Below are 11800 nucleotides of genomic sequence, written 5' to 3'. Positions count from 1 at the left end.
TCCCTGGCTGACACACAGGGCTTCCCACGGCTCCCCAGACGGGCCGCCCCATCCCCACGCCCGCCCGGAGGCAGCCTCCTGGCGGGCGCCGCCCGGTCCCGTGGCCGGAGGGCAGTCGTGTGAGCCCCATCCTCCGCACGCTCTCACCGGCGTCTCTGGAGAGCCACGCCCCGGAGGGGGTCTCCCCCCGCGTCCCGGCGCCGCCCCGCCCGACCCGGGCCCCGTCCTCCCGAGGTAGGGAAAACCCCCCGTCGAAGACGCCGATGGACTCCATGGCCCGTGGGCCCCCGGCCGAGCAGGGTGGAGGTAGGACAGCGCACCGCTCAGCGCACCACCGCTCAGCGCACGACAGTTCACCGACCTGACGAGAAGAAACGGACGACGCCGATGGCCACGGACTACGGACAGGGATACGGGCGGCACGGCGGGCCCGGCTTCCACGGGGCGGGCGCCGAAGGCTGGACGCGGCGGCTCCCCGTCGCGCTGCGGGCGCCGGTCGAGGCCCGCAGCTGGCGCGAGTTCGGGTACCTCATGCTGAGCCTGCCGATAGCGATCGCCGGCTTCGTCTACGCGGTCACGATGGTCTCGCTCGGCGCGGGACTGCTGATCACGTTCCTCGGGGTTCCGGTGCTGGCGGCGGCGCTCGCCGGGTGCCGCGGGTTCGGCGCGCTGGAGCGGGCCCGGGCCCGGGCGCTGCTCGGCGTCGAGATCGCCGACCCCGAGCCGCTGCGCCGCAAGGGCCGGGGCCCGATGGCGTCGATGGGGGCGCTGCTCAGGAGCGGCACGTCCTGGCGGCACCTGCTCTACACGCTGGTGCAGTTCCCGTGGGCGGTGTTCGCGTTCGTGGTGGCGCTGTCGTTCTGGGCGTACGGCTGGGCGATGCTCACGTATCCGCTGTGGTTCTGGCTCTTCCCGCTGTACGGCGGCCAGGGCGGGCTCCAGCTCTACGGCGACGAGGGGCACCGGATCTACCTGGACAACCCGTTCGAGATCGGGGTGACGGCGCTGGTGGGGCTGCTGTTCACACTGGCCACGCCCTGGATCGTGCGGGCGCTGACGACCGTGGACCGGCTGATGGTGCTGGGGCTGCTCGGCCCGTCGAAGCTGGCGACGCGGGTGGTGGAGCTGGAGTCGGACCGCGGGGTGGTCGTGGACACGGCCGCCGCCGACCTGCGGCGCATCGAGCGCGACCTGCACGACGGGGCACAGGCCCGGCTGGTGGCGCTGGCCATGGATCTGGGGCTGGCGAAGGAGAAGCTGTCGGAGGACCCGCGCGAGGCGGCCCGGATGGTGGACGAGGCCCACGGTGAGGTGAAGACGGCGCTCCAGGAGCTGCGGGACCTGGCGCGGGGCATCCACCCGGCCGTGCTGACGGACCGCGGACTGGACGCGGCGCTCTCCGCGGTCGCCTCGCGCTGCACGGTGCCGGTGCGGGTCGAGGTGGACCTGCCGTCCCGGCCGGCCCCGGCCATCGAGGGCATCGCCTACTTCACGGTCTCCGAGCTGCTCCAGAACATCAGCAAGCACTCCAGGGCGACGCGGGCCACGGTCGACGTGTGGCGGGTCGAGAACCGGCTGATGCTCCAGGTCACGGACAACGGGGTGGGCGGCGCCGAGCCGTCCGCCGGGTCCGGTCTCGCGGGGCTCGCCGAGCGGCTGGACGCGGTGGACGGGATCCTCGTGGTCGACTCGCCGCCGGCCGGACCGACCCGGGTCACCGCGGAGCTGCCCTGGCGGGGACAGCACATCGCCTGACGGCGTTCCCGGCGTTCCCCGGACCCGGCCGCCGCCGCGCACGGACAGGACGGCAAGCCCGACTCCACGTCGGGCTTGCCGTCGTCGCGCTGTCCACGCCCCAGGGACCGGACGGAGGGGGCGCCGGGCCGGGTGGTCCGGGGCTGCGGAAGCGGGGCGCGGCGGGCCCCGGTCCCGCTTCCCGTACGGATTCGCCGGCCCGGGCGCGGCACGGTTCGAATGCTGGAATGCTGGGGCTGTCGTACGAGCGGGACGGACCGGGCCGGGAAGTGACGCGGCGGTCCGCACGGGGTGGAAGAGAACCGGCGCGTGCCGGGCACAGGGCTGTGGGGGGCCGAAGATCGTGGAGGACAGGGTGCGAGTGGTCATCGCCGAGGATTCAGTGCTGCTCAGGGAGGGCCTGACCCGGTTGCTGACCGACCGCGGGCACGACGTGGTGGCCGGTGTCGGGGACGCGGAGGCGCTGATCAAGACGATCACCGAGTTCGCGGCCCAGGGCGAGCTGCCCGACGTCGTCGTGGCCGACGTGCGGATGCCGCCGACGCACACCGACGAGGGCGTCCGGGCGGCGGTGCAGCTACGCAAGGAGCATCCGGGACTCGGTGTGCTGGTGCTGTCGCAGTACGTGGAGGAGCAGTACGCCACCGAACTGCTGGCCGGTTCCAGCCACGGGGTCGGCTATCTGCTCAAGGACCGGGTGGCCGAGGTGCGCGAGTTCGTGGACGCGGTGGTGCGGGTGGCCCGCGGGGGCACCGCGCTGGACCCGGAGGTCGTGGCGCAGCTGCTGGGGCGCAGCCGCAAGCAGGACGTGCTCGCCGGGCTCACGCCGAGGGAGCGGGAGGTGCTCGGGCTGATGGCCGAGGGCCGCACCAACTCGGCCGTCGCCCGGCAGCTGGTGGTCAGCGACGGTGCCGTCGAGAAGCACGTCAGCAACATCTTCCTGAAGCTGGGGCTGTCTCCCAGCGACGGGGACCACCGGCGTGTTCTGGCCGTTCTGACCTACCTGAACTCCTGAGTGGCCGACACTGTGTCAGTTATCCAGCAGGCGTCGAGTCCGCTCGTGTGCAGTACGTAGCCGGGTGGCCGCGACACGCACCGAGCACGAGAACCGCAGAACGGCAGGGAAACGTCTTCACGTAGAGCGCCGGAGGGCGAGCACACCATGGCACAGCAGCGCGTCCGAGCGTCCCGAAACCGGGACCGTCATGCGAATGGCCGAGGGAAGGCGACCCTTACCGACGTAGGGTTGATCCTGGGAGGGTCGGCGGGACGACCGTTCCCAGACAGCCGCCTCGAGGGAGGTCCAGTTCAGTGACCAGCCAGGTCAGCAGTCCAACCGAACAGGCCGACGAAGCCGTCGTAGGAGAGCAGCGCAAACCGGCGGGCACGAAGGACGTACGCCGCCTCGACCGCGTCATCATCCGCTTCGCGGGCGACTCCGGTGACGGCATGCAGCTCACGGGAGACCGCTTCACCTCGGAGACGGCCTCCTTCGGCAACGACCTGTCCACCCTGCCGAACTTCCCGGCCGAGATCCGCGCCCCCGCGGGCACCCTGCCGGGCGTCTCGTCCTTCCAGCTGCACTTCGCCGACCATGACATCCTCACCCCCGGCGACGCGCCGAACGTGCTGGTGGCGATGAACCCGGCCGCGCTGAAGGCGAACATCGCCGACGTGCCGCGCGGCGCGGAGATCATCGTCAACACCGACGAGTTCACCAAGCGGGCGATGGCCAAGGTCGGCTACGTCACGAGCCCGCTGGAGGACGGCTCCCTGGACGGCTACAGCGTCCACCCCGTCCCGCTGACGACGCTCACCGTCGAGGCGCTCAAGGAGTTCGACCTGTCCCGCAAGGAGGCGGAGCGGTCGAAGAACATGTTCGCGCTCGGCCTGCTGAGCTGGATGTACCACCGGCCCACCGAGGGCACCGAGAAGTTCCTCAGGACCAAGTTCGCGAAGAAGCCCGAGATCGCCGCGGCCAACATCGCGGCGTACCACGCGGGCTGGAACTTCGGCGAGACGACCGAGGACTTCGCGGTCAGCTACGAGGTCGCCCCGGCGGCGCAGGCGTTCCCGACGGGCACGTACCGGAACATCTCGGGGAACCTGGCGCTGTCGTACGGGCTGATCGCGGCCTCGCGGCAGGCGGACCTGCCTCTGTACCTGGGCTCGTACCCGATCACGCCGGCCTCGGACATCCTGCACGAGCTGAGCCGGCACAAGAACTTCGGTGTGCGGACCTTCCAGGCCGAGGACGAGATCGCGGGCATCGGCGCGGCGCTCGGGGCGGCCTTCGGCGGTTCGCTCGCGGTGACCACGACGTCGGGGCCCGGGGTGGCGCTGAAGTCCGAGACGATCGGGCTCGCCGTCTCCCTGGAACTGCCGCTGCTGGTCATCGACATCCAGCGCGGCGGGCCCTCCACCGGTCTGCCGACCAAGACCGAGCAGGCCGACCTGCTCCAGGCCATGTACGGGCGCAACGGCGAGGCGCCGGTCCCGGTCGTCGCCCCGAAGACGCCCGCCGACTGCTTCGACGCGGCCGTCGAGGCCGCCCGGATCGCGCTCACCTACCGCACCCCTGTCCTGCTGCTCTCGGACGGCTACCTCGCCAACGGCAGCGAGCCCTGGCGCATCCCCGACATCGAGGAACTCCCGGACCTGCGCGTGCAGTTCGCCCAGGGGCCGAATCACACCCTGGACGACGGCACCGAGGTCTTCTGGCCGTACAAGCGCGACCCGCAGACCCTCGCCCGCCCGTGGGCCGTCCCCGGCACGCCCGGCCTGGAACACCGCATCGGCGGCATCGAGAAGCAGGACGGCTCGGGCAACATCTCCTACGACCCGGCCAACCACGACTTCATGGTCCGCACCCGGCAGGCCAAGATCGACGGCATCGACGTCCCGGACCTCGACGTCGACGATCCGGACGGCGCCGACACCCTGGTGCTCGGCTGGGGTTCGACCTACGGCCCGATCACCGCGGCGGTCCGGCGGCTGCGCACGGCCGGCGAGAGCATCGCGCAGGCCCATCTGCGCCACCTCAACCCGTTCCCCCGGAATCTGGGCGCCGTCCTCGGGCGTTACGAGAAGGTGGTGATCCCCGAGATGAACCTCGGGCAGCTCGCCACGCTCGTACGGGCGAAGTACCTGGTCGACGCGCGCTCGTACAACCAGGTCAACGGAATGCCGTTCAAGGCCGAACAGCTTGCCACGGTTCTCAAGGAGGCCATCGATGGCTGAGACGACCACGGAGGGCACGGGCACGATCGAGGCGCTCTCCCTCGTGCCCAAGGCCGAGGCCAGGCAGTCCATGAAGGACTTCAAGTCCGATCAGGAAGTGCGCTGGTGCCCCGGCTGCGGCGACTACGCGATCCTGGCGGCCGTGCAGGGCTTCATGCCCGAACTCGGCCTGGCCAAGGAGAACATCGTCTTCGTCTCCGGGATCGGCTGCTCCTCCCGCTTCCCGTACTACATGAACACCTACGGGATGCACTCCATCCACGGCCGCGCCCCCGCCATCGCCACCGGCCTCGCCTCCAGCCGCCGGGACCTGTCCGTCTGGGTCGTCACCGGTGACGGTGACGCGCTGTCCATCGGCGGCAACCACCTCATCCACGCCCTGCGGCGCAACGTGAACCTCAAGATCCTGCTGTTCAACAACCGGATCTACGGGCTCACCAAGGGCCAGTACTCGCCCACCTCCGAGGTCGGCAAGATCACCAAGTCGACCCCGATGGGCTCGCTCGACGCGCCCTTCAACCCGGTCTCCCTCGCGATCGGCGCCGAGGCGTCCTTCGTCGCCCGCACCGTCGACTCGGACCGCAAGCACCTCACCGACGTCCTGCGCCAGGCCGCGGCCCACCCCGGCACGGCCCTCGTCGAGATCTACCAGAACTGCAACATCTTCAACGACGGCGCCTTCGAGGTCCTGAAGGACAAGCAGCAGGCCGAGGAGGCCGTGATCCGCCTGGAGCACGGCAAGCCGATCCGCTTCGGCGCCGACGGCGGCAAGGGCGTCGTCCGCGACCAGCTCACAGGCGACCTGCGCGTGGTCACCGTCACGCCGGAGAACGAGGCGATGATCCTGGTCCACGACGCCCACTCGCCGTCCCCGACCACCGCCTTCGCCCTCTCCCGCCTCGCCGACCCGGACACCCTGCACCACACCCCGATCGGGGTGCTGCGCTCGGTGGACCGGCCGGTCTACGACACGCTCATGGCCGACCAGCTGGACGCGGCCATCGAGCAGAACGGCAAGGGCGACCTGTCGGCCCTGCTGGCAGGCAACGACACCTGGACGGTCGTCGGCTGACCCCGCCTCGCGCGTCGTGCCGGGCCCGGACCGTCAGGTCCGGGCCCGTTCGTCCGCCCCGGCCCTGGCCTCGTCGTACGCGGCGCGGGCTTCGAGGACGGCGTCCATGCGGCGTTCGGTCCAGCCGGCGAGGGCGGCCACCTGCTCGGCGGCCTCGCGGCCGAGGGCGGTGAGCGAGTAGTCGACGCGCGGCGGGATCACGGGCTTCGCGTCCCGGTGCACCAGACCGTCGCGCTCCAGGGTCTGGAGGGTCTGGGTGAGCATCTTCTCGCTGACCCGGCCGATGGCCCGGCGCAGCTCGCTGAAGCGGTACGGGCGCTCGGCCAGCGCGATCAGGACGAGGACTCCCCAGCGGCTGGTGACGTGCTCCAGGACGAGGCGGTAGGGGCACATCGCCTCGCCGTCGGTGTTCCTCATGCGTACGGCCATGCCGGTACCTTACTTCAAAGTGGGTACTTTCCTTTAGTTAGTGCAGCTCCTAAGGTGAGTGGACACCCCCACCCCCAAGGAGTTGTTTCCGCATGAGCATCGTCGTCACCGGAGCCACCGGTCACCTCGGCCGCCTCGTCATCGACGGTCTGCTGGAGAAGGTCCCGGCCGCCGAGGTCGCCGCCGTCGTCCGCGACAAGGAGAAGGCCGCCGGTCTGGCCGCCCGCGGTGTCGAACTGCGCGTGGCCGACTACGACGCCCCCGAGACCCTCGCGGACGCCTTCGCCGCCGGCGACCGGGTGCTGCTGATCTCCGGCAGCGAGGTCGGGCGCCGCGTCGCCCAGCACCGTGCCGTGATCGACGCCGCGAAGGGCGCGGGCGTCGCGCTGCTGGCGTACACGGGCGTCCTCGGCGGTCCCGAGGCCGACTTCCTGCTGGCCGACGAGCACAAGGTGACCGAGCGGGCGATCCTCGATTCCGGTCTGCCGTACGCCTTCCTGCGCAACGGCTGGTACCACGAGAACTACACCGAGAACCTCGCACCGGTCCTGGAGCACGGCGCCGTCGTGCAGAGCGCCGGCGAGGGCCGGGTCGCCTCGGCCTCCCGCGCCGACTACGCGGCCGCCGCCGTCGCCGTCCTGACCGGCGAGGGACACGAGAACAAGGCGTACGAACTCAGCGGCGACACCGCCTGGAGCTTCGCCGAGTACGCGGCCGAGCTGAGCCGGCAGACCGGCCGGGAGATCGGGTACAGCAGCGTTCCCGCCGAGGTCCACCAGGAGATCCTCGTCGGCGCCGGGCTGCCCGAGCAGTTCGCCGCGGTCCTCGTGGACGTGGACGGCGCCATCGCGCGCGGTCTGCTCGCCCGCACGGACGGCGACCTGGCCCGGCTCACCGGCCGCCCGACCACCCCGCTCGCGGACGCGATCGCGGCGGCCCTCAAGTCCTGACTCCGGGCCCCAGAACCCCGCGTCGCCGCCACCTCCCGCCCCCGCCTGTCATGACCGTATGCCGATACGGGCATGACAGACGGGGGCGCCCGGCGCTACCGTCGGGGAGGCTGCACGCGGGCAGCCGCGCGAGAGGGAGGCGCCGGTGGCCGGGCAGTCGAGGAGCGAGCAGCGGATAGGCCTGCTCAACGGTTTCGCGGCATACGGCATGTGGGGGCTCGTCCCCCTCTTCTGGCCGCTGCTGAAGCCCGCGGGGGCCGTCGAGATCCTGGCCCACCGGATGGTGTGGTCCCTCGCCGTGGTCGGCGTCGCGCTGCTGGTGATGCGGCGCTGGGCCTGGCTCGGCGAGCTCGTGCGCCAGCCCCGCAAACTGGGTCTCGTCACGATCGCGGCGACGGTCATCACGGTCAACTGGGGCGTCTACATCTGGGCGGTGAACGCCGGGCACGTGGTGGAGGCCTCCCTCGGCTACTTCATCAACCCCCTCGTCACCATCGCGCTCGGCGTCCTGGTCCTCAAGGAGCGGATGCGCCCCGCCCAGTGGGCCGCCGTCGGCATCGCCCTCGCCGCGGTGCTGGTCCTGACCGTCGGATACGGGCGCCCGCCGTGGATCTCCCTCTGCCTCGCCTTCTCCTTCGGGACCTACGGCCTGGTCAAGAAGAAGGTCAACCTCGGCGGCATCGAGTCCCTCGCCGCGGAGACGGCGATCCAGTTCCTGCCGGCCCTCGCCTACCTGCTCTGGCTGAGCGCCCGCGGCGGCTCGACGTTCGCCGTCCAGGGCGCGGGCCACGCGGCACTCCTCGCGTCGACCGGCGTGGTGACCGCGATCCCCCTGGTCTGCTTCGGCGCCGCCGCGATCCGCGTCCCTCTCTCCACGCTGGGACTCCTGCAGTACCTGGCGCCCGTCTTTCAGTTCCTGCTCGGCATCCTGTACTTCCACGAGGCCATGCCGCCCGAGCGCTGGGCCGGGTTCGCGCTGGTCTGGGTCGCGCTGTCGCTGCTCACCTTCGACGCGCTGCGGACCGCCCGCCGCTCGGCGCTCGACCGGGCCGAACTCCACGCCCGCAGGAACGCCGTCACGGCCGCCGCCGTCCCCGCCACCGAGGACTCTCCGGTATACGAACGCCCGTGACCGAATACCGCTCTTGACGGTCAGTCAGTCCCAGCTTCACCATCCAGGCACCCCATTCACCGTGGAGTCCCCGGACGCCTCACGCATCCCCAGAGGCGGCCACGCGGGATCTCCCTGGAATTCGGAGCCCCCCACATGAAGCTCTCCATTCCTGGGCGTGCCTCGGCGGCCTCGGTCGTCGCCGCCGCCGCGCTGCTCGTAGGCGGGTCCATAGCCGGGGCGGCCCCCGCCCCCGAGGCAGTGGCCGCCGCCCCCGACATCCCCGTGGCCAACGTCAAGGCCCACCTCTCCCAGCTCCAGTCCATCGCCACCGCCAACGGCGGCAACCGCGCGCACGGCCGCGCCGGCTACAAGGCGTCCCTCGACTACGTGAAGGCCAAGCTGGACGCGGCCGGGTTCACCACGACCGTCCAGCAGTTCAGCTCCGGTGGCCGCACCGGCTACAACCTGATCGCCGACTGGCCCGGCGGCGACACCGGCCGGGTCGTCATGGCCGGCTCCCACCTGGACAGCGTGACCGCGGGCCCCGGCATCAACGACAACGGCTCCGGCTCGGCGGCCGTGCTGGAGGCCGCACTCACCGTGGCCCGTACGAACTACCAGCCCACGAAGCATCTCCGGTTCGCCTGGTGGGGCGCCGAGGAGCTGGGCATGGTCGGCTCGCGCTACTACGTGAACAGCCTCTCCTCGACGAACCGTTCGAGGATCAGCGGCTACCTGAACTTCGACATGATCGGCTCGCCGAACCCCGGCTACTTCGTCTACGACGACGACCCGGCGATCGAGAAGACCTTCAAGACCTACTTCACCGGGATCGGTGTCCCCACGGAGATCGAGACCGAGGGCGACGGCCGCTCGGACCACGCGCCCTTCAAGAACGCGGGCATCCCCGTCGGCGGCCTGTTCAGCGGCGCCGACTACATCAAGACCTCCGCGCAGGCCACGAAGTGGGGCGGTACGGCGGGCCGGGCCTTCGACGCCTGCTACCACTCGTCCTGCGACACGTCGTCGAACATCAACGACACGGCACTGAACCGGCACGCGGACGCGCTGGCGTACGCGGTGTGGGAGCTGTCGGCGGCGTAGGCACACGGGCGGGGGGGGGGGGGGGGGGGGGGGGGGGGGGGGGGGGGGGGGGGCGGCGGCCCCCCCCCCCCCCCCCCGGGGGGGGGGGGGGGGGGGGGGGGGGGGGGGGGGGGGGCGGGGGGGGCGGGGGGGGGGGGGGGGGGGGCCCCCCCCCCCGCCCCCCCCCCCCCCCCCCCCCCCCCCCGCCCGGCGTCACCCAGGTGCCGCGAGCCGGCTCAGGGGGCCGGGGGCCGCGGGCTGCGCGTGTAGGGGTTGTCCGGGAGGGAGCGGGCGCGCTCCGCGAGACGGCCCATGCGGTTGCGGGCGCTCTCCAGTTGCTCCAGGTCCTCCGCGGCCGGACCCTCGTCGGCCGTGAGCTCCGTCCACACGCCGATCAGGTCCCGTCCGAGGTGCAGCCCCTGAAGCGGGTCGCGGACGGCGCGCCAGGCCGCCGCGGCGCTCTGCACGTTGCCGTACGCGGCACCCGGGTCGCCGAGCCGCCTGTGCAGCCTGGCCAGGTCGAGGGACAGGTGGAACGACCTGAGCGGGTCACCCGCCAAGTAGGCGATGTACGAGGTCAGTTCGCGCAGCTTCAGCACCTCGGGGTGTTCGGGTCCCCAGGACGCCGACGCCTGGGCGACGGTGCGCTCGGCCATGCCGGCGGCTTCCTCTATCCGGCCCTGCTTCACGGCTTCGTTGACCCGGGCCACGTCCGCCTCGAAGGGGGACGCCGTGTCCGTCCCGCCGCCCTCCGTCGCCGGGGCGAGGACGGCTTCGGCCACGGCGTCGAAACCGCGGGCGGGCGTGGGCCTGGGGTCCTGCTCCGGCTCGGGCTCCAGGACCGGGAGACCGGCGGGGCGCCGCGCGGGGATCGGGGTGGGGGTCGGTTTCCAGTCCGGCGCGGGCTGCGGCTCGATCTCCGTCTCCGTCTCCACCATCGGGATGAGCCCGGAGGAGGGGATCACCTTCCACTCGGGCGCGGAGTAGGGCTCGTCCTCCCGCTCGAAAGCGGTGAGGGGGGCCGGGTCCTCCCCGGGCACGGGCGCGTCCAAGGGGGCCTCGGGGACCGATTCCGGTGCCGGGCCGAACTCGCCGGTCGGGGCGGAGACGGTGCCGGGGGCCGGGGCGGCGGGCTCCGGCCCGGAGGCGCCGGGGAGCAGCTGGGCGGGGCCCGCGGTGCCGGAGACGTTCCCGGCGGACTCCGGGACCGCCCGCAGCGCGTACGTCGCGGGGGTCCCCTCGCCCACCGGGCCGGCGGCCGGTTCGGGCACGGCCCGCAGGGGGAACGTCGGCACGTTCGTGGCGCTCGCCCCGGGGGCGTCCTCCGGTCCCGCACCAGCGGGAACCGGCCCGTCCGGCACGGGCGCCCCGGCAGCGGGCGCGCCGGGAGCGGCGGGAGCGGGCGGTATGAGCGATCCCGGCTTGGCTCCGCGCGTGGCGGACGTTACGTGGCTCGCGGGGGCCCGGTCTGCGGGAGCCGCGTGGGCCGCCGCGGCTGCGGGGCTCACGGGACGTGAGGGGTCCGCGGGGGACGCCGACGGCGCGGCCGGGGCCAACGGGCTGGGCGCGGAGGTGCCTGGAGCGGCGGGTGCCGACGGACTCGGGGCGGGAGCGGGAGCGGCCGAGGGCGACGGGGCCGGGGAGCTCGGGGCGGCGGGGGCGGACGGGCGTCCGGCCGGGTCCGGGGTCTGCGGCCTCGGCGTCGGCTCGGACGCCGGGGTGCCCGGCGCGAGCGGCCCCGACACCGGCTCCGGGACCGCCCTCAGCCGGTGGGTCGCCTTGTCTCGGGTGGGAGGCTGGGAGGCCGGGTTCGCGGCGGGCGCGGGGATCGGGCTGGGCTCGGTGCCGGGGGTGGCGCCCGGCACAGGCACGGGCGCGGTGCCGGGCGTACGGGCAGCACCCGGCGTAGCGGCACCGTCGGCCGCAGGCGCCGGAACGCGCGCCGGGGCGGGCGCGGGTCCCGGGACCGGCCCGGCAACGGGCGGACGGGCGCTGCCCGGCGCAGAGGAACCGTCAGCCGCAGGCGCCGGAACGCGCGCCGGGGCGGGCGCGGGTCCCGGAACCGGCCCGGCAACGGGCGGACGGGCGCTGCCCGGCGCAGAGGAACCGTCAGCCGCAGGCGCCGGAACGCGCGCCGGGGCGGGCGCGGGTCCCGGG

9 protein-coding genes are annotated in these 11800 nt (G+C 73.1%); 7 read left to right on the top strand and 2 right to left on the bottom strand.

All coding sequences use genetic code 11. From position 1 onward, the window contains the following. Positions 1-387 precede the first annotated feature (387 nt). The 4 genes from ACZ4VA_RS21660 (at position 388) to ACZ4VA_RS21645 (ending at position 6067) form a co-directional block, all read left to right on the top strand. The gene (locus tag ACZ4VA_RS21660; protein ID WP_355782575.1) at positions 388-1755 is read left to right on the top strand and encodes a sensor histidine kinase; all 1368 of its coding nucleotides are present in this window, start codon (positions 388-390) and stop codon (positions 1753-1755) included. Between the two features lie 355 nt (positions 1756-2110). Then, complete coding sequence (locus tag ACZ4VA_RS21655; protein ID WP_355782578.1) at positions 2111-2770, top strand: response regulator transcription factor; 660 nt, start codon at positions 2111-2113, stop codon at positions 2768-2770. Positions 2771-3066: 296 nt separating this feature from the next. Beyond that, positions 3067-4995: a 2-oxoacid:acceptor oxidoreductase subunit alpha gene (locus tag ACZ4VA_RS21650; RefSeq protein ID WP_468082381.1), complete on the top strand. Its 1929-nt coding sequence runs from the start codon at positions 3067-3069 to the stop codon at positions 4993-4995. Continuing rightward, complete coding sequence (locus ACZ4VA_RS21645; protein WP_355782584.1) at positions 4988-6067, top strand: 2-oxoacid:ferredoxin oxidoreductase subunit beta; 1080 nt, start codon at positions 4988-4990, stop codon at positions 6065-6067. Before ACZ4VA_RS21650 ends, ACZ4VA_RS21645 begins: the two co-directional genes overlap by 8 nt. A 33-nt stretch (positions 6068-6100) precedes the next feature. On the opposite strand, the gene ACZ4VA_RS21640 is transcribed toward ACZ4VA_RS21645, so the two are convergent. Beyond that, entirely contained in the window at positions 6101-6496 is a 396-nt protein-coding gene (locus tag ACZ4VA_RS21640) for a winged helix-turn-helix transcriptional regulator (protein ID WP_468082380.1), read from the bottom strand. 92 nt (positions 6497-6588) lie between these two features. On the opposite strand from ACZ4VA_RS21640, the gene ACZ4VA_RS21635 reads away from it, so the two are divergent. The 3 genes from ACZ4VA_RS21635 (at position 6589) to ACZ4VA_RS21625 (ending at position 9664) form a co-directional block, all read left to right on the top strand. Further along, positions 6589-7446: an SDR family oxidoreductase gene (locus tag ACZ4VA_RS21635; RefSeq protein WP_356167136.1), complete on the top strand. Its 858-nt coding sequence runs from the start codon at positions 6589-6591 to the stop codon at positions 7444-7446. 145 nt (positions 7447-7591) lie between these two features. Next, the gene (gene rarD, locus ACZ4VA_RS21630) at positions 7592-8578 is read left to right on the top strand and encodes an EamA family transporter RarD (RefSeq protein ID WP_356167133.1); all 987 of its coding nucleotides are present in this window, start codon (positions 7592-7594) and stop codon (positions 8576-8578) included. Positions 8579-8713: 135 nt separating this feature from the next. Further along, entirely contained in the window at positions 8714-9664 is a 951-nt protein-coding gene (locus tag ACZ4VA_RS21625) for a M28 family metallopeptidase (RefSeq protein WP_356167130.1), read from the top strand. Positions 9665-9879: 215 nt separating this feature from the next. On the opposite strand, the gene ACZ4VA_RS21620 is transcribed toward ACZ4VA_RS21625, so the two are convergent. Next, entirely contained in the window at positions 9880-10938 is a 1059-nt protein-coding gene (locus ACZ4VA_RS21620; protein WP_468082379.1) for a hypothetical protein, read from the bottom strand. Positions 10939-11800: the final 862 nt, after the last annotated feature.

The organism is Streptomyces sp. NPDC028308, assembly GCF_055565855.1.
The sequence above is the reverse complement of the archived record's forward strand: the minus strand, read 5'-3'. Positions and strand labels throughout refer to the sequence as shown.